Origin of the sequence: Massilia atriviolacea (assembly GCF_003953935.1) — a bacterium.
GTDB lineage: Bacteria > Pseudomonadota > Gammaproteobacteria > Burkholderiales > Burkholderiaceae_D > Telluria_A > Telluria_A atriviolacea.
This window is the reverse complement of the sequence record NZ_RXLQ01000001.1, coordinates 476787-494066: the sequence shown is the minus strand read 5'-3', so window position 1 is coordinate 494066 and position 17280 is coordinate 476787. Positions and strand designations below refer to the sequence as shown.

The window sequence follows — 17280 nt, the reverse complement described above, 5'->3', positions numbered from 1 at the left end:
ACAAGACTATCGCGATGAGTAAGAGAATTTATCCCTGGCAGGAAAGCGCATGGCAGCAGTTGCAGCTGATGCGCGAGCGCCTGCCGCACGCGATCCTGTTCCATGGCGCCGCCGGCACCGGCAAGGCCGATTTCATCGAAGCCTTTGCCCAGTCCCTGCTGTGCGAGAACGTGCGCCAGGACGGCCACGCCTGCGGCGGCTGCGCTTCCTGCGGCTGGTTTTCCCAGCAAAACCACCCGGACTACCGCCGTGTGCGGCCCGAGGCGCTGGAAGACGAGCCGCCGGCAGAAGGCGAGGAGGGCGCCGACTCCGATGGCGGCAAAAAATCCAAGTCGACCAAGGCGCCGTCGAAAGAGATCAAGATCGAGCAGATCCGCGCGCTGGCCGACTTCATGAACATTTCCACCCACCGCCAGGGGCTGCGGGTGGTGGTCGTGTATCCGGCCGAAGCGCTTAACATGCCGGCCTCCAACGCCTTGCTCAAGACGCTGGAAGAGCCGCCCCCGGAGACGGTGTTCCTGCTCTCCTCGAACAGCCTGGACCGGCTGCTGCCGACCATCCTGTCGCGCTGCCGCAAATTCGCCCTGCCGATGCCCGACCACGCCGCCGCCCTGGCCTGGCTCAAGGAGCAGGGACTGCCTGATGCCGACAGCTGGCTGCGCGAACAGGGCGGCGCGCCGCTGGCCGCGCTGGCCCAATCCGACACGGGGAACCGCGAGGATCTGGAAGCACTATTGCAATGCCTGGCCCATCCCAGCATCGATGGCGCGCTGCGGACTGCCGACAAATTAAGCAAAGCGCCCCTGTCGACGTTGGTTTCTTGGTTGCAGCGCTGGCTTTACGATCTGTTTTCCTACAAACTAGCGGGTAGTATCCGGTATTATCCACGTTACCAGAAGGAACTCGCCGTGCTTGCTGGCAAAGTGCACACCGCGAACCTGCTGCGCGCGATGAAAAACGCAAACGACCGGCGCGCGATCGCGGACCATCCGCTGTCGCCGAAACTGTTTGTCGAAGAACTGTTGCTTGATTACACTGCATGCTGTACTTGAAAGGAATTTAATGTCTGGCAACCCCACTGACCCGAGCGCTCCGCAAATCACGCGTCCCTCGGTCCTGTCGCTTGCCATCAAGGAAAAGGCGGCGCTGTATGCCGCGTATATGCCTTTCCTGCGCAACGGCGGCATGTTCGTGCCCACCGTGAAGCCGTACAAGATCGGCGATGAGATTTACCTGATTCTGGCGTTGATGGACGATACCAACAAGTACCCGATCGCAGGCAAGGTGGCCTGGATCACGCCTGCCGGCGCCAACAATAACAAGGCGCAAGGCATCGGCGTGCATTTCCCCGAGGACGAAACCGGCCAGCGCGCCAAGTTGCGCATCGAAGAGATCCTGGGCGCGGCCCTGCGTTCCTCGCGCGCCACGCACACGCTGTAACCCCCTTTAACCTGACTGTCGCCGCCCGCCGTATGCCGTCTTTCGTTCACCGTGTTGCCCGTCCCGACGACCTGCCTGTCATCGTCGACATTTACAATTCGACAATCGCCTCGCGCGAAGTGACGGCCGATACCGAGCCGGTGTCGGTGGCCTCGCGCCAGCAATGGTTCGACGACCACGATCCGGAACGGCGCCCCCTATGGGTGCTGCACGCGGCCGACGACACGAGCGCCAGCCCGGCCGTGATCGGCTGGATGTCGTACTCCAACTTCTACGGCCGCCCGGCCTACTCGGGCACCGCCGAACTGTCGATTTATATCGCGGAAAGCTGGCGCGGCAAGGGCATCGGACGCTATTGCCTGGAGCAGGCCATTGCCTACGCGCCCAATATTGCCGTCCATACCTTGCTCGGTTTCATTTTCGGCCACAACGCGCCGAGCCTGGCGCTGTTCAAGAAGTTCGGCTTCGATACCTGGGCCAATCTGCCGCGCGTGGCCAAGCTCGACGGTGTCGAGCGCGACCTGATCATTCTGGGCAAGCGTGTAGCCTAGCGTTTACAATGGCGGGATGTATATCGACTCCCACTGCCATATCAATTTCCCCGAGCTTGCCGAGCGCATGCCCGAGATCCTCGCCAAGATGGCGGACAACAAGGTCACCCACGCTTTGTGCGTGTCGGTCGACCTGCCGGATTTTCCGCAGGTGCTGGCCCTGGCCAGGGAATATCCCCACATCTACGCCTCGGTCGGGGTCCATCCCGATTACGAGGACACGCCGGAACCCTCGGTCGACCAGCTGGTCGAACTGTCGGCGCACCCGAAAATCGTCGCGATCGGCGAAACCGGCCTCGACTATTTCCGCCTCCAGGGCGACCTGGAGTGGCAGCGCGAGCGCTTCCGCGTGCATATCCGTGCTTCAAGGATCACGCGCAAGCCCCTGATTATCCACACCCGCGCCGCCAGCGAAGACACCATCCGCATCATGCGGGAAGAGGGCGCCGGTACCGACAAGGGTGGCGTGGCCGGGGTCATGCATTGCTTTACAGAATCGCTGGAAGTGGCCGAGGCCGCCATTGCGATGGGTTTTTACATCTCGTTTTCGGGCATCGTCACCTTTAAAAGCGCCAAGGAGCTGCATGCCGTGGCCAAAGCCGTCCCGCTCGAGCGCATCCTGATCGAGACCGACTCGCCTTACCTGGCGCCGGTGCCGCACCGGGGCAAGATGAACGAACCGGGTTTCGTGTGCCACGTGGCCGAATATCTGGCGGCGCTCAAGGATGTGCCGCTCGCCACCGTAGCGCAGCAGACGACCGACAATTTCTTCAATCTTTTCAACGTTGTACGGGATGAAGTGAAGGTCGAATCTGGAAGTGTGCAATAGTTAAAGCAGTTTCGAGGTTTTTTGATTTTCCTTAATCAATTCAAGGGGCTAGGGCGTTAACCTCATGTTGAATATGATGACTGCTTCGGTGCTCGCCGCCGTCCTTGCAGGGGGCAGCGCGAGCGCCACGGCCGAGCCGGTGCGCGACTTCGTCGTGGCCGCCCAGATGGACAACGCGTCGATGGTGCGCAAGCTGCTCAAAAACGGCGGCAACCCCAACACGGTCGATCCCATCACCGGCCAGAGCGTGCTGATCCTCGCCCTGCGCGAGGGCGCCAACGACGTCGTCATGCTGTTGCTGGCCCAGCCCGGCATCGACCTCGAACTGGCCGCGCCCAACGGCAACCGCGCGCTGATGATGGCCGCTTTCAAGCGCAACAAGCCGGCGCTGCTGGCCTTGCTGGCCAAAGGCGCGATCGTCACCTATCCCGGCTGGACCCCGCTGCATTACGCGGCCGCCGGCGGGGACGAGGAGATCGTCCGCATCCTGCTCGAGCACCACGCGTATATTGACGCCGAAACGCCCAGCAAGCTGACCCCGCTGATGATCGCCGCGCGCGAGGGCCACGAATCGGCCGCCGGGGTACTGCTGCAGGAAGGCGCCGACGCCACCCTCAGGAACAACGAGAGCCTGACCGCCGTCCAGATCGCCGAGCGGGCCGACAAGCCGCGCATCGCCGCCGCCATTGCCGCCCATCTGGCCCAGGCCCGGCGCGAGCCCTGACGGCTCGGCCGCGCCTGCAAGCGTCGAACTGGCACGGAAAAGCGAGTTATCTCGCCGCATCGAAAAGCACCCAGGTTGTCGATAATGAAGACGTCGTACTGATCAAGCCAAGCAAGGGCGCAGGACGGCCTGGCCGCCAATCCAAAGGGAAAACTATGCTGAACGAACGCGAAATCGAAAGCTGCTATCTGGGGCAGTTCATTCCTGTCCATTATCACCACAATATGTTGATGGACCAAAACCGGATGCACGGTTTCAAGTCGGCGATCCATTACGCGGTTTTCCCTGGCGCCAAGGTGCTGGAACTCGGGGGCGGCACCGGCGTGCTGTCCTGGTTCGCCGCCGCCAAGGCCGAAAAAGTCTATTGCGTCGAATTCAATCCGGACATGGTCAAGGAAGCGCGCAAGATGATGTCGATGAACCCCAACGGCCACAAGGTCGAGGTGGTGCATGCCGACGCCTTCGAATACCTGCCGCCGGAGCCGGTCGACATCGTCATCTGCGAAATGATCCACGTCGGCATGCTGCGCGAAAAGCAGGTGGAAGTGATCGAATCGTTCAAACGGCGTTACCTGGCGCGCTTTGGCGGCCCGCTGCCGCGCTTCCTGCCGGAAGCGGTCATCATGGCGGTCCAGCCCTTGCAGCAGGAATACGATTTCGAAGGCTTCTACGCGCCGATCGTGCAGTTCCAGGAAACCCATGTCATCCATCCCGGCACGGTCGAACTGGCGCCGCCGTCGGTGTACAGCATTCTCGACTTCAGCCAGCCGACCGACACCCGTATCGCCTGGCAAGGCAAGTTTGTTGTCGAAAAGAACGGTGTCGTCAACGCGATGCGTTTCATCACCAAAAATGTGCTGGCGGTCGTGAGCGAAGAGAACGCCACCATCGACTGGCTGAACCATTACATGACCTTGCCCTTGCAACAAGGAATCCAGTGCAAGGCCGGCGATGTGCTGCAGGTGAGTTTTCATTACCGCGCCGGCGGCGCGATTCCCGCGCTCGAAGCGGCCATCCGCGTCGACGTGCTGCACGCGGTGGCGCCGGAAACCGCCGAACGGGTCCGTGTCTACGCCTGATCGCCCCGGCCTGCCTGCCGATGCATTTGCCGCGCGGCAGGCAAGCCCGTAAAATGCGGGATTGACCGTTTAATTAAGTGCATATGGAAAAAATTGACCAGCGTTACCTCGTCCAGCAAAACAAACTCAGCGACGACGCGCTGAAACCGCCCGTGTTCGCCAAAGTCATGCGCAGCAAGGAAGGCAAGTTCGAAGGCGTTTCCTTTATCAAGAACAAGGAAAAAGCTACCGTCATGACCGTCGAGCAAGCCCAGGAAGTGATCGACTGGGCAACCAACAAGAAGTCCAACGCCCGCGAGTACGCCACCAAGATCATCTGCGTCGGCCAGTGACCGCCGGCGGGGCGGACCGTGGCGCTTCCGCTTATTTGCCTTGTTCCGCCGCGTTACGCCTCGTTCCGCCTCGTTCCGCTTTTTTCCCTTTTATCCGCGATTTGCGCACTTTGCGCGCCTCCTGGCGCGTTTGGTCGCACGCGCATTGCGGCGCGGCCCCCATGTCCTTACAGTGAACTCACCTGAACTTTTTCCATAGGGAGAAAACGATGTTGAGTTTCCTGGTGTGGCTGGTGGTTCTCTTCCTCTGCTGGCCGTTGGCCCTGCTTGCACTCGTGCTGTATCCGCTGGTGTGGCTGGTCCTGCTGCCGTTCCGCCTGCTGGGCATGGGGGTCGACGCGGTCTTCGAACTGCTGCGCGCGATCGTCATGCTGCCGGCGCGCGTGCTGCGCGGCAGCCCGGGGCGCTGAAGGTCGCTCCCGGGCGCCGCCAGCCCCGGTTCAAGCGTGTTTCAGCTGCCGCTGCCCGGCGCCCGCCAGTCGGCGGGGCGACGCTGCGGCAACGCGCGCGGGCGCGTCCGGCCGTTGTGCGGCTGCTGCTGCCTCATTTCCGAGCGTAAAAATACTCATCGCCTGCACCAGGCTGGCCGCCTGCTCCTGCAAACTGCTCGAGGCGGCGGCGGTCTGCTCGACCAGGGCGGCGTTTTGCTGCGTCATGTCATCCATCTGGGTGACCGCATGGTTGATCTGCTCGATCCCGGCCCCTTGCTGGGCCGAGGCAACGGCGATCTCCGCCATGATGCTGGTGATGCGGGTCACGCTGTTCAGGATGTCGCCCATCGCGCTGCCGGCGTCGCTGGCCAGCTGGTTGCCCGCTTCCACCCGGTCCACGCTGTGATTGATCAGCACCTTGATTTCCTTGGCCGCCGAGGCGGAGCGCTGGGCCAGGTTACGGACCTCGCTCGCCACCACCGCGAAGCCACGGCCCTGTTCGCCGGCGCGCGCCGCTTCCACTGCCGCATTCAGGGCCAGGATATTTGTCTGGAAAGCAATGCCGTCGATGACCGAGATGATGTCGACGATCTTGCGCGAGCCGTCGTTGATGTCGCCCATGGTCTGCACCACCTGCGATACCACCGCCGCACCCTTGGTCGCCGCCTGCGAGGCGCCCAGCACCAGTTCGTTGGCCTGATGGGCGTTGTCGGCGTTCTGCCGCACAGTCGAGGTCAGTTCTTCCATGGACGAGGCCGTCTCTTCCAGGTTCGAGGCCTGCGATTCGAGGCGCGAGGAAACGTCGTTATTGCCCGAGGCAATATCGCGCGTGGCGGCGCTGATGTTTTCGATACTGTCGCGCACATCGCCCACGATGCCGCGCAGGCTGTCGTTCATCTCTTTCAGCGCGCGCAGCATGTGTCCGACTTCATTGTCGGCGCCGACCTCGAATTCGTTGACCAGGTTGCCGCTGGCGACGCTTTGCGCCACCGCCACCGCGTTGTTGAGAGGCACCGTCACAGCCCGCGTAACGAGCACCGTGAACCAGCCGGCGGCAGCCAGCAGCGCCAGCATGATGCCGGCCATGGTCCAGCGCTCCGTATGGAAATTGCCGATCTTGGCGACGAACATGGCGTCCAGATCGGTCTTGGCGGCAGTGTTCAGTGCGAACTGGGCATCGATGGCACTGGTGGCGGCCGCCACGTACTCGCTCGGGCTGTAGCTGAGCGTGTCGGGCTTGAGAATCTGTTCGTTCGCCAGCCCGGTGATGGTGGAGGACAGCGCGACCGCGTCGTTCATCAGCGGCGCGAGACTCTTGCCGATCGCCGGATTGTAGTTGACCGCCTTGCCGAAGGCATTCGAGGTCTGCAGCACGCGGTCGTTGATCTTGCCGATCATCGATGAAATGATCTGGCGCTCGTCCTGGCTGGCTTCTTTTTTCCCGAGCAAACCGGCGCCCTTGGCCCGCAGCTGTCCCAGCTCTTCGGTCAGATACGGCAACTGGTAATACATGGCCTGGATCAACTGGTAGGAATCCTTGTCCGGATCGAGGCTCAGCCCGTAGTAGTCGCCGATCAGTTCGTTCACCTTGAGCGCCTTGGACAGGAGGGCGGTGTGGGCGGCATAGCTTTGCGCCACCGACAAGGTCTTGCCGGCCACGCCCGCGCGCAAGGCATCCCATTCGCGCCGCGGTTCGGCCCAGCGCCGGGCGATGGCGGGATCGCTGATGTGTCCGATGAGGGTATCGACCGCCGCAAACGCCGCGTCGGCCTCCGCCTGCTTGGCCGTGCGCTTGTCTTCGGCCGCGCCGGTGCCGCCCAGCACCAGCGCCGACAGGCCCCGGTGCTGCTGCGTGTACTGGATTACCCGCAGCATGCTGGCCACCCCGGGCATGCCCGCCTGCTCGGAGGAATAGGCGGTCAAGCCCTTGGCCGCTTCCTTGATATACAAATAGGTCGGGATGCTGGCCAACAGGATACCCAGGATGCTGAGGATCAGATAGGTGTGCCACACCTTGAGTTTGCCGAGGTACGATTGCGCAGACATGATGACTCCTCCATAAGGCCGCTCACGACTGCGTCAAGCAAAGTTGCTTTGAGCAATCAGTGATTTCATCATAGCTTGATCAATCTCAATATGCACCAAATGTAACAGCTGAGCAGATAAATACATTGGCACAAAAAAGACATCCGATGTTGAATACTTAACAGACGGGGAGGGAGATGTCCCCTACAGTCAGGCACGAACACCCGCCTCCACGCGGAGCGGGCGTTCGTCTTTTCACTTTATAGGAAAACCATCATGCGCTTGGACATCTACCGCAGGGCCGAACACGACGGCAAGTACTCGTACCTGGCAGTTCCGCAGGATCGCAACATTCCGAATGAAGCGACCAATACCGATTGGGAAGTGGAGGCAAGGGCCTTCGAAATTCCCGACGAGGACGATCGCCTGGCCGACTATGCGATCGAGCACCTCAACGAGCAGATCGCCGAAAAAGGCTATGCCGTCACCGCGCTGATGAACTAGGCAGATCCTTCTTCTTGTCGTGGCAGGCGCTCATGCGCCTGCCTTTTCAGGCACGTCTAGTGGATGCCGAATGCTCCAGCATCCTGCGCCACACCCATCAGCAACGTCGGAACGGCGCTGGACGCCCCTTCCGCCTGGTTATAACCCGGGCTGCCGGCGTTGACGAAAACACCGGCAGTCACTTCCAGCAGCAGGTCCGAGTCGCGAAAGAGGATCTGGCCTTCCCGGGTCGCCACCGCATTTCCCGGCCCGGCGGGGTCGACAATCGAATAAAAGTCCGCCGAATGGCGATCCCAGCTTACCGCCGCATACACGTGGGTCTGCGCGACCGCATTGTCGGCATTGAACAGCGCGCCGATGCCGGCTGCGGTGGAGGTGGCGTCAGTCACTTCGGCGAACGTGATCGACTTGTCCACGGTCAGCGAATTGCTCAGGATTTCTCCGCCCAGCGCGCTCAGATCCACGTGATCGATGCCCGGACCGGTGAAGTCGAAGCCGACAATCCTGTCCAGGCCGAAATCGCGCCCGACGATCAAGGTGTGGTTGCTCGATTGCGCAGGCGTCGCACCTTCCACCGTATCGAGCATGACCAGGTCGACGCCCGGCCCGGGGAGAATCAGGTTATCGCTGGCAGTGTCCACGCTACCGGGGGAGGCGTCGAACAGGACCACATAATCGTCGCCTGCCCCGGCGTCGATGATGGCATCGCCCGTGCCCGACTTGCGGATCGCATCGTCGCCTTCGCCGCCGCCGATCCTGACATTGTTGTTGCGGTCCTGGTCGATGGCCCAGCCCTCCAGCCCCACTGCCGGTGGCAGGATGCGTACATTCAATTGGTCGTGGCCGGCGCCGCCCTGGACGTCGAAACGAAAATCTTCCTGGCCCGCAAGCCGGATAGCGCGGCTGCTCGCGATGGCGGCATCGATATCCACCGAGATGATGTCGCGATTGTTGCCACCAGTATATTGAAAGTCGATCGTCCCGGTGACCGAGCCGGTCTGGGTGCCGGGCGTTGCCAGATATTTCTTCGCGGACGCGGACGTGATCACGGCCGTCAGGTCGACTGCGCCGCTCATCGCACGGGCGTCGACCAGGCGCACATCGTGAAATCCGTAGGGTGCGCCCGGAGCGCCGCGCACGGCAAGGTCGCCTTTGATCGTGCCATTGGACAGGGTCACGATCTGCAGCATATTGTCGGTCGAATCGATCGACTGGAGCGAACTGCTGCGTTCCACGCTGATGTTGAAGGCTTCAAACCCGGAGCGCACGCGTGTCGACAAATACGGCGTGCCGCCGACGATCAGGTCGCCGCTGCTGGCGCCCCGGCCGACATTGTCCAGTTCGATAGTCCCGGTAATGAGGGGCACCGCACCGGAAGACAGGCCAGGCACCAGCGTGCCTTTCTCGCCGGCGCCCGGCATCAGCCAGCCTGCGCCGGGGGCGACGCCAAGGATGCCGGGGCCGGTATTGGCGATCACAATCTCGCGTCCGCTCAGCAACTGCCCGGTCCCGGTGTCGTAGGCCTGGAACGGCTCGCCCAGGCTGACGACCAGCTTTTCCAGCGCGGGCGTCGCGGCCACCTCGGCGCGGATCGCGCTCAACAATGCCTCGTAGGTCTGGGCCTGGTCGATGGCAGCCGACCGTATCTGCACCGGCATCTTGTTCAAAAGGAAGCGAAAGCCATCGTAGGGGCTCTCTTTCAGGGGCGGGCCGCCGGCTTCGCTGGCGGCGGTGTCCATCAGTTGCAGGCGCAACGTTGCCGGAGCGGCAGCAGGCATGCCCGCGCGCAGGGCATGGGGATTGAAATACACCGAAAAATCGGCATCCCCGGCAGTGCTGCCGACCATGGCGATGGTGACGTCTTCCGGCAGTTGCGCGGCGTTGATGTCGACGTTCCGAATGGTCAGGTCGCCATGGCTATGATCGTTTTCCCAGCGCGTCACCCCGTTCATGCGAGCGCCGTCGAGCACTGTCAGGCCGGCCGCGTCGGTGGTGCCGGCGGCATGCACGCGGATCTGCTCGACGCTGACGGTGGCCGGCATCGCGAGCTGGCTGTCCGCCGACGGACGCAGAAACGCGCGCAGGGTGTCGATACCATCGCCCCCGGCGACGCTGTCGCCTGCCTGTAGTGTATTGCCGTTGCCGACGAGGTCGGCCAGGAACAGATTCGCACGGGCGTCGCCTTCCAGCTTGTCGGCCCCCGCTGTCAGCTTGAACGCCGTATCCAGCTGGGCCAGGCCGCTGTCGATCGTCGCCTGGAAGGTCGATGGATCGCTGCTCGCGGTCACGCGCGCGAGCATCTCGCGGGCATACTGGGCTGCCATATTGCCCTGGTAGACGTCGATCTCGTGGGGGGTGTCCAGGGAGGCGGTGAACATGTTGGCGAAAGCGACTTTCTGGTTGACCAGCGCCGCATCGTTGGCATTGGCGGCCAGCGCGCCGGTCAGGATCGCATGCGCGGCGGCGGCCCGGGTCAGCGAACCGGCATCGATCGCATTGATCCAGAACACGAGGCCAACGACATCCGGCGTGCGGCCGAACAGGTTGTTGTAGATCTGGCTGACGAAGCTGTCGGTTCCGAAGCCGGGCGCTGCGGCGCCGTACAGCAGGGCCGACTCCGCGCTGCTGCCGAAAGCGTCGATCAAGGTGCGCACCGCGGCATTGCTTGCGTAGGCGGCGTTGAGACCGGCGGTGTCGGTCGGCGCAGCGGCTGCGGCCAGCGCGGCAGTCATCGCCAGCAAACCGTTGGTATCGGCGGGGCGGCCGAAGTAGGAAACATAGAGTTCCTGCGCTACCTTGTTATATGCACTTGCCGCAGGCATGATCGTTCCTTTGCAGAGTCGTCGGAAGCAGGACCGGCGCCTTGATGCGCGGTCTTGCAAATATGGCTATATTGCCATAATACCGACAAGAATTCCTCAGTTATTTATCGGGCAGGGCCGCTGTCAACGCCTGCGCCTCCAGCACCCGGCGCGCCGTGCCCAGCCAGGCGCCCAGGTCGAGCAGGGCGGCGGCGCGTTCGTTCATCGGCGCCTCTTCCCGCGCCAGGGTCAGGAACAGGCCGCCGGTCTGGCGCCAGCCGAGCAGCTCGCCGTGCTGCTGCCAGGCGCGCCCCCGGTCGAGCAGTTCGCGCCCGGCCATGCTCAAGCCGATTTTCTGCACCTGCGCCAGCCATGCGCAGCCTTCGTCGAGCCAGTCATCGAACGTCATGGTTTTTTCTCCTTGTCGGCGCGCAGCCATGGCGCGCTCAGGTCGCGCCAGCGGGGATTGCCGCTCCAGCGCACGCTGACCGGGCGGATCGACAGTGCGCCGCGTTCGATCCGCAGGTAGCCGAACAGCGCCTCCATGCGCCATCCCGCGCGCTGCGCCTTGTGCAGCTCCTGATGGACGGTGGCGTCCATGCCGTCGAATCCGCCCTGCAGGCGCAGCGGATTGCCTGCCGCATCGCAGGCCGCCATCGACCAGGCGCCGCCGCCACGGTCGCCCTGCAAGGCTTCCTGCCGCGCGATGCCGATGCAGACGGCGGCCGGCGCGGCGACGCGCCACGGGTCCTCGTGCAGGTCGGCGGCCATGCGCGCGATCAGGGGTGTCAGGTCCTCGATCAGCGGCAGGCAAAGTTCGCCCGCCAAGGCGTGCACGCGCGTCCCGTCCCGGCCCGACAACCTGCCATTGCCGCTAACCCAGCCCGACGCCAGCACGCAGGGCGCCGCCAGCATCGATGTCAGGGCCAGGCCCCCGAGGTCGGCGTGCATCAGCGCGTGGTCCGGGTCCCATTCGGGCGCGAGGGCTTGCTGGCGCACCTCCGACCAGACCAGGTAGTCCTGGCGCGCCGGCGCCCAGAAATGCAGCGAAAAGCCGTGATGCCCGCCCGCCGACGACCAGCGTTCGACGCCGGTGCAATGCAGTTCCAGGCCGCCGACCGCGCCGTAACCGCGCCGGTGCACGCCGGTCAGTTCGCGCAGGGGGCGCGGCAGCGGCGACGCCTGCAAGCCGCGCAGCAGCATCCACAGCGCCGCCAGCGCATCCTGCGCGGCGCCGCTATCCTGCCGCAACAGTCCCACCAGCTGCTGCAGGGCCGCGCACACGCGCGGCATCTGCGCCTGTTTCAGTTCCATCGCCAGCGCCTCGCCCTGGTCGAGGAAGGCCTGGCCGCTGCCCGACCATCCCTGGATCACCAGCGATGCCATCCAGCCGCGCAGATGCCCCAGCCGATCGGCGGCGTCGGCGTCGAGCGCCACCGGCGGCAAGGGCGGAATCGGCTGGCCGGACTCGCGCCTGGCTTGCAGCACCACCAGCGCCCGGTGCGCGCAGGCCGGCTTGCGGCAACTGCACAGGGCAGCGGCCAGGCCGCCCACGGCCGGCAAGCGCACGATTACCGGCTCGGTCAGCTCCAGGGTGCCGGTAACGACGCCGGGCAGGTGTTCCAGCTCGGCTTCGGTGTCGTTGGCCAGCCACTGCAAGGCCTTGCGCAGCGCCGCCGTGCCGAGGAGGGCGCCCAGCCTGTCGCTGTCGGCCAGCAGCCAGTCCGCCGGCGCCGGCGCGGCCTCGGCTGCGCTATCGGGCAGGTGCTGGCGCAGGCCGAGCAGGAAGGCGCACAGGTGGTGGCAGGTGACCTGCGCCGGGCAGTCGCAGCGCGCATGCTCGAAACCCAGCTTGCCGATCTGCTGGGTAAATCCTTCGATGCGCGCGCCGGCTTCGCCGTCGCCGATGCGCCATTGCGGGTCGGCGCCGTCGGCCAGCACTTTCAGGCCGCGCCGCACCAGGCCCTTGTTGGCCCAGGCGGCCACGCCGTCGTCGTCGAGACTGCGGATCCAGTCGAACAAGCTCGTCATCAGCGCTGCATCCTCGTGGCCAGCCAGTCGATCAGGGCGTCCGGCGTCATGGCCGCCACCTCGGCGCCGCAGGCCATCATCTGTTGCGCGGTGGTCCGGTCGTAATCGGGTTCGGCCTGGCGGTCGAGCGCCGCCAGCGCCAGCGTGGTCACGCCGCTGCGGGTGAGCGAGGCCACTTCGCGCAGCATCGGCGCGCGCGAGCCGCCTTCGTACAGGTCGCTGATCAGCACCACCACGCTGCGCCGGGGCGTCTCGATCTGCGCGCGCGCGCAGGCCAGCGCCGCGCCGATGTTGGTGCCGCCGCCGATCTGCACCGACATCAGCAGCTTTTCGGGGGCGTGCAACTGGCTGCTGGCATCGGTCACCTGGTCGGCGAACAGCAGCATGCGGGTGCGCACCGCTTTGAGGCGCGCGAAAATGCTGGCCATGACGGCGCTGTGGATCACCGATTCCGACATCGAACCGCTCTGGTCGACCAGGACCCACAAGTGCCAGGGCAGGCGCTGTTCGTGGCGGCGCCGGAAGAACAGGCGTTCGACCACCAGTTCGCCCGTATCGACCTGGTAGTGGCGCAGGTTGTGGCGCATGGTGCGGGCCCAGTCGAGGTCCGACAGGCGCGGCCGCCCGCCATGCGCATGGCGCTGGCGGCGCGGCGCGAAGGCGCTCAAGGCGCGCGGCGCCAGCCGTGCTTCCAGCTCCGCCACCACCTTGGCGACAATCTCCTGCGCCTTGGCCAGCACCGGCGCGGGCAGCATGTGGCGCAGCCCGAGCAGGATGCGCACCAGGTCCATGCTGGGCGCGACCGTGTCGAGCACGGCGGGGTCGCTCAGCAGGCCGTGCAGCTGGTAGCGTTCCAGCGCGTCGCGTTGCAGCACGTCGGCCGCCGTCTGCGGGAACAGGGTACGCACCTTGCCCAGCCATTCCACCGCCGCCGGATCGGCGCGGCCGATGCCGCCGCTGCGATCGCGCTGCTGCCCGTCGCGTTCGCGGTCGTACAGATAGCCGAGCGCCTGGTCGCGCTGCTGGTCGGTCTTGTCCAGCCGCGTGCCCTGCATGGCCTCGCCGGCGGCCGCGCCCAGCACCAGGCGCCAGCGGCGCAAGGTGTCCGCATCGAGTTCGCGCCGGGTCATGGGCCGACTCCCCAGCGCTGCATGATGCCCGCCACCTGTTCCAGGCACAGGCGGCTCTGGTGCAGCGTGTCCATGTCGGGAATGCGCTCGCCGGCCAGGCTCGGGGCCTGCGCTGGCCCGGCCAGCACGCGTGCCAGTTCGTCGGTCTCGCGCCGCGAGAACTGCGAAAACGCCAGCCGCATCGACGGCAGCGCGCTCAAAAAGTCATCCTCGCTCCACGCCGCGAGCACGGCGCTCAGTTGATCGAGGTGCTGCGGACTGGCCAGCATCGAGCTGCGCGCGATGCGCAGGAAGCCCTGCATGTAATCGGCGATCGATTGCGGCGCCATGTGCGCCAGCGCGAAGGTGCCTGTCAGCGCGGCGCTGGTCTGGCTCGGCGACCATGTGCCCGATACCGTCAGGATGGCGGCCGCGCCGCCGCGCACCTGGGCCGCCACGTCCGCCTCGTGCAGGGTGGCGCAGGCGCCGTAGAACAGGGCCGCGTCGGTCCATTGGGCCTGGCGCCGGATCATGCCGTGCATATCGTCGAGGGCGGCCAGCATCGCTTGCGAGCGCGCCGCATCGGTCGTGCCCAGCCAGGGCAGGCGGATGCAGGTCTGGCTGAACGCCCGTTCCAGCAGCGGCAGCAGGCGCGCCATGCCGACGCCGCCGAGCGTGAGCCGCGCTTCGAAGGCCAGCGCCAGCCTGGCCGTGCCCTGGGCCAGCGCCAGCGCGTCGTAACTGTCGCCCAGCCAGCGTTCGACCGCGTCGAGCACCCTGTCGGCCACCTTGTCGAGGCCCATGACCAGCACTTGCAGCACCAGGTCGGCCGGCGAACCGGAAGGCAGCGCCAGTCGTTCCAGCAGTTTGTTGACGGCGGCGTCGGCCAGGCTGGCGCCATAGCGGCTGTTCTCGGTCAGGCTGGTGGCCGTTTCGGTGATCCAGCGCAGGGTCCAGATCTCGCGTACCCGGCCAAGGTCGGTGGCGTTGACGAAATCCGGTCCGGCCAGGCGTTCGCCGTACGGTACCTCCAGGAAGCGCAGCTGGTGCAGAAATTGCGAGACGGCCCGGTGCCGCTCGCTGCGGTAGATGTCCAGGTCCTTCTTCTTGCTTTCGCCAAAACGGCTGGGCATGCGGTGGCGCAGGCAAAAGGCGATGGTTTCAGCCAGCAGCGGCGCCACCGGCATCTTCGGCGGCAGCACGCCGTCCGGCCCCTGTGCCAGCAGGCTGGCCAGGGTGGCGCCGAAGGCTGCTTCGTCGCTGCCGTCCTTGACCATCGTACTGCGCAGCGATTCGCGCAATTCGGCCAGGCCGGGACGGCAGCCGCGCATCCCCGCCAGCCGGTGCGCCATGGAGACCGCTTCCATCGCATCGGGCAGGCTGGCCGGGATGCCGTTCTCGCGCAGGTCCCTGGCCAGCTCGATCGCCAGCGCCGCAAACGGTTCCTGGTAGGGCGCCGGCTCGCCCGCCTGCCAGGCGTGCCACACGCGCTGGTAGAACCCTGGCGCGGGCATGCCGGCGCCGTAGCGCTGCGAACGCTCGAAGCGCGCCAAAGGGTAGGCGATCAGGTGCGCGCCGACTTGCTGCGCCGCCGTCGGGACTTGCGCTGCGGGTGAGTCGAGCATGGCCTCGATGCCGGCCACGTGGTAGGCCCCGCACACCACCAGGCAGCGCTCGCCGTGCGCCAGCGCGGCGCCGATGCGGGCGGCCATGTGCGCCTCGCGCGCTTCGTTGTCGGGCTGCGGGTCCTGGTCGCCCTCGCGCAGCAAGGCGCCGAAGGCCAGCAGGGAGGCAAAATAATCGCGCGCGCCGGGCGCATCGAGCCCCGATTCGAAATGGCGTTCCCACCACGCGTCGAAATCCTGGCAGTCGCTCGACGCCAGCAGGGAGGCGATCACGCCGGGGCGCGGTTCGTCGGCCAGGGTCGGCTCGGGCGCGCGCGCAAAGTAGGCGCTGTTGTCGGCGTCGGCCACGCGGGTGGCGAACGGCAGGTCGATGAAGCTGGCCGGAATGCGCAGGCGCGCCGCTTCGCGCAGGGCCACCCATTCGGGCGAAAACGCCGCCAGCGGCACGTAGGCGCGGCAGCGCAGCGCGTCCTCGCCGGCCACCGCGTGCAGGTACGCCGCCACCGGCGGGCTGGTTTGCCTGTGCTGGAGCAGCGGCAGGAGCGCATTGAGATCGTCCGGCCCTTCGATCAGGATGCGCTGCGGCGCAAAATCGGCGATCAGTTCGCGCAGATGGTGGGCGCAGCGCGGGCTGTGATGGCGCACCGGCGCGAACATCAGCCCCGGGCGTGGCGATAAGCGCGCGACCGCGTCACTCTTCACGCGCGCCTGCCACGAAGTCCATCCAGTCCGGGCGCAGGTTGCGCTTTTTCGCGACGATGCGCAGGTATTCGCTGAAACGGCGCCGGTCTTCCTGGTCGTCCTGGATCACGGTACCGAGCAGGTAGCGCGCCACGTGCGCCGGGCGCAGGGTGGTTTCGCCAAAATACCAGCACTGCGAGGCGGCGTCGCACACCACGCTGATCGCCTGCGCGGTCGAGAGCACGGTGCCCGGACGCTCGATGGCGATGCCTTCGACGGCGCCGGCGCGCAGTTCGTGGAAGGCGCTTGCCAGCAGTGTCAATACGTCGGGCGGCACCGCCACGCCGATGTCGGCCGCCGCCAGTTCGCGCCGCACCTCGTCGCCGATCAGGGTGATCTGGGTGGCGATGCTGTCGAGCGGCTGCATGGTTTCGAAGTTGAAGCGGCGCTTGAGCGCGGCCGACATCTCGTTCACGCCACGGTCGCGCAGGTTGGCGGTGGCGATCACGTTAAATCCCGGCTGCGCCAGCAGGTAGGGCTGTTCTTCCTTCAGTTCCGGAATCTGCAGCAGGCGCTCGGACAGCACCGGTACCAGGCAATCCTGCACTTCGGTGGCGCAGCGGGTGATTTCTTCGAAGCGCAGCAGCAGGCCCAGTTGCATCGCCCGGTGCAGGGGGCCGGGCACGAGCGAGGCGTTGCCGGGACCGTCGCGCAGCAGCAGGGCGTAGTTCCAGCCGTAGCGGATCTGCTCCTCGACCACGCCGGCGCCGCCCTGCACCGAAATGGTGGTGTTGCCCGAAATGGCGGCCGCCAGCAGTTCCGACAGCAGCGATTTGGCGGTGCCCGGCTCGCCCGCGAGCATCAGGCCGCGCTGGCCGGCCAGGGTGACGATGGCGCGTTCGACCAGCGCATCGTTGCCGTGGATTTTGCGGGTAATGCGCATGCCGCCGGCTTGGGCTGCGCCGCTGCCGAGGATGAAGGTGCGCGCCGCGCGCGGCGACAGGCGCCAGCCGGCCGGCCGCAGGCCGCTGTCGGCCTGGGCCAACGCATCGAGTTCGGCGGCAAAGCGCATCTCGGCCGGCAGCCGCTGGGCGGCGATCTTCTTGTTCATGCGTGTA

At 65.7% G+C, this 17280-nt stretch carries 16 protein-coding genes; 9 read left to right on the top strand and 7 right to left on the bottom strand.

From position 1 onward, the window contains the following. Positions 1-14: 14 nt before the first annotated feature. The 8 genes from EJB06_RS02045 to EJB06_RS02010 all read left to right on the top strand — a co-directional run bounded on the left by EJB06_RS02045 (position 15) and on the right by EJB06_RS02010 (position 5365). Positions 15-1052: a DNA polymerase III subunit delta' gene (locus EJB06_RS02045; protein WP_126072326.1), complete on the top strand. Its 1038-nt coding sequence runs from the start codon at positions 15-17 to the stop codon at positions 1050-1052. A gap of 10 nt (positions 1053-1062) precedes the next feature. Then, entirely contained in the window at positions 1063-1440 is a 378-nt protein-coding gene (locus EJB06_RS02040) for a PilZ domain-containing protein (protein ID WP_126072325.1), read from the top strand. A gap of 32 nt (positions 1441-1472) precedes the next feature. After that, entirely contained in the window at positions 1473-1991 is a 519-nt protein-coding gene (locus EJB06_RS02035) for a GNAT family N-acetyltransferase (RefSeq protein WP_126072324.1), read from the top strand. 16 nt (positions 1992-2007) lie between these two features. Continuing rightward, positions 2008-2820 carry a TatD family hydrolase gene (locus EJB06_RS02030; RefSeq protein WP_126072323.1) on the top strand — a complete coding sequence of 271 codons (813 nt, stop codon included), beginning with the start codon at positions 2008-2010 and terminating at the stop codon, positions 2818-2820. 73 nt (positions 2821-2893) lie between these two features. Then, positions 2894-3544, top strand: coding sequence for an ankyrin repeat domain-containing protein (locus EJB06_RS02025; protein ID WP_229426885.1), 651 nt, complete (start codon positions 2894-2896; stop codon positions 3542-3544). Positions 3545-3699: 155 nt separating this feature from the next. Further along, positions 3700-4623 (top strand): class I SAM-dependent methyltransferase, encoded by a 924-nt coding sequence (locus EJB06_RS02020; RefSeq protein WP_126072321.1) that lies wholly within the window; start codon positions 3700-3702, stop codon positions 4621-4623. Positions 4624-4706: 83 nt separating this feature from the next. Then, entirely contained in the window at positions 4707-4955 is a 249-nt protein-coding gene (locus EJB06_RS02015) for a hypothetical protein (protein WP_126072320.1), read from the top strand. 209 nt (positions 4956-5164) lie between these two features. Then, positions 5165-5365: a hypothetical protein gene (locus EJB06_RS02010; protein ID WP_126072319.1), complete on the top strand. Its 201-nt coding sequence runs from the start codon at positions 5165-5167 to the stop codon at positions 5363-5365. Positions 5366-5395: 30 nt separating this feature from the next. Here the strand turns inward: EJB06_RS02010 and EJB06_RS32950 are convergent, their stop codons facing one another. Further along, positions 5396-7432 (bottom strand): methyl-accepting chemotaxis protein, encoded by a 2037-nt coding sequence (locus EJB06_RS32950; RefSeq protein WP_126072318.1) that lies wholly within the window; start codon positions 7430-7432, stop codon positions 5396-5398. 255 nt (positions 7433-7687) lie between these two features. On the opposite strand from EJB06_RS32950, the gene EJB06_RS02000 reads away from it, so the two are divergent. After that, positions 7688-7915, top strand: a complete 228-nt coding sequence (locus EJB06_RS02000) for a DUF6139 family protein (protein ID WP_126072317.1) — start codon at positions 7688-7690, stop codon at positions 7913-7915. A gap of 56 nt (positions 7916-7971) precedes the next feature. Here the strand turns inward: EJB06_RS02000 and EJB06_RS01995 are convergent, their stop codons facing one another. The 6 genes from EJB06_RS01995 to EJB06_RS01970 form a co-directional block, all read right to left on the bottom strand. Then, positions 7972-10737 carry a DUF4214 domain-containing protein gene (locus EJB06_RS01995; protein ID WP_126072316.1) on the bottom strand — a complete coding sequence of 922 codons (2766 nt, stop codon included), beginning with the start codon at positions 10735-10737 and terminating at the stop codon, positions 7972-7974. A 100-nt stretch (positions 10738-10837) separates the two neighbouring features. Further along, the gene (locus EJB06_RS01990) at positions 10838-11125 is read right to left on the bottom strand and encodes a hypothetical protein (protein WP_229426884.1); all 288 of its coding nucleotides are present in this window, start codon (positions 11123-11125) and stop codon (positions 10838-10840) included. Beyond that, positions 11122-12747: a hypothetical protein gene (locus EJB06_RS01985; protein ID WP_126072314.1), complete on the bottom strand. Its 1626-nt coding sequence runs from the start codon at positions 12745-12747 to the stop codon at positions 11122-11124. The genes EJB06_RS01990 and EJB06_RS01985 overlap by 4 nt, the downstream gene beginning before the upstream one ends. Continuing rightward, positions 12747-13877: a VWA domain-containing protein gene (locus tag EJB06_RS01980; RefSeq protein WP_126072313.1), complete on the bottom strand. Its 1131-nt coding sequence runs from the start codon at positions 13875-13877 to the stop codon at positions 12747-12749. The genes EJB06_RS01985 and EJB06_RS01980 overlap by 1 nt, the downstream gene beginning before the upstream one ends. Then, positions 13874-16183 carry a DUF5682 family protein gene (locus EJB06_RS01975; RefSeq protein ID WP_126072312.1) on the bottom strand — a complete coding sequence of 770 codons (2310 nt, stop codon included), beginning with the start codon at positions 16181-16183 and terminating at the stop codon, positions 13874-13876. The genes EJB06_RS01980 and EJB06_RS01975 overlap by 4 nt, the downstream gene beginning before the upstream one ends. Continuing rightward, complete coding sequence (locus tag EJB06_RS01970; RefSeq protein WP_126072311.1) at positions 16173-17273, bottom strand: ATP-binding protein; 1101 nt, start codon at positions 17271-17273, stop codon at positions 16173-16175. Before EJB06_RS01970 ends, EJB06_RS01975 begins: the two co-directional genes overlap by 11 nt. Positions 17274-17280: the final 7 nt, after the last annotated feature.

Coding starts and splice junctions, on each gene's coding strand:
- EJB06_RS02035 (WP_126072324.1), top strand. CDS start 1,473: ATGCCGTCTTTCGTTCACCGTGTTGCCCGTCCCGACGACCTGCCTGTC.
- EJB06_RS01970 (WP_126072311.1), bottom strand. CDS start 17,273: ATGAACAAGAAGATCGCCGCCCAGCGGCTGCCGGCCGAGATGCGCTTT.
- EJB06_RS02010 (WP_126072319.1), top strand. CDS start 5,165: ATGTTGAGTTTCCTGGTGTGGCTGGTGGTTCTCTTCCTCTGCTGGCCG.
- EJB06_RS02000 (WP_126072317.1), top strand. CDS start 7,688: ATGCGCTTGGACATCTACCGCAGGGCCGAACACGACGGCAAGTACTCG.
- EJB06_RS32950 (WP_126072318.1), bottom strand. CDS start 7,432: ATGTCTGCGCAATCGTACCTCGGCAAACTCAAGGTGTGGCACACCTAT.
- EJB06_RS01990 (WP_229426884.1), bottom strand. CDS start 11,125: ATGACGTTCGATGACTGGCTCGACGAAGGCTGCGCATGGCTGGCGCAG.
- EJB06_RS02015 (WP_126072320.1), top strand. CDS start 4,707: ATGGAAAAAATTGACCAGCGTTACCTCGTCCAGCAAAACAAACTCAGC.
- EJB06_RS01995 (WP_126072316.1), bottom strand. CDS start 10,737: ATGCCTGCGGCAAGTGCATATAACAAGGTAGCGCAGGAACTCTATGTT.
- EJB06_RS01980 (WP_126072313.1), bottom strand. CDS start 13,877: ATGACCCGGCGCGAACTCGATGCGGACACCTTGCGCCGCTGGCGCCTG.
- EJB06_RS02045 (WP_126072326.1), top strand. CDS start 15: ATGAGTAAGAGAATTTATCCCTGGCAGGAAAGCGCATGGCAGCAGTTG.
- EJB06_RS02025 (WP_229426885.1), top strand. CDS start 2,894: ATGATGACTGCTTCGGTGCTCGCCGCCGTCCTTGCAGGGGGCAGCGCG.
- EJB06_RS02040 (WP_126072325.1), top strand. CDS start 1,063: ATGTCTGGCAACCCCACTGACCCGAGCGCTCCGCAAATCACGCGTCCC.
- EJB06_RS02020 (WP_126072321.1), top strand. CDS start 3,700: ATGCTGAACGAACGCGAAATCGAAAGCTGCTATCTGGGGCAGTTCATT.
- EJB06_RS02030 (WP_126072323.1), top strand. CDS start 2,008: ATGTATATCGACTCCCACTGCCATATCAATTTCCCCGAGCTTGCCGAG.
- EJB06_RS01985 (WP_126072314.1), bottom strand. CDS start 12,747: ATGACGAGCTTGTTCGACTGGATCCGCAGTCTCGACGACGACGGCGTG.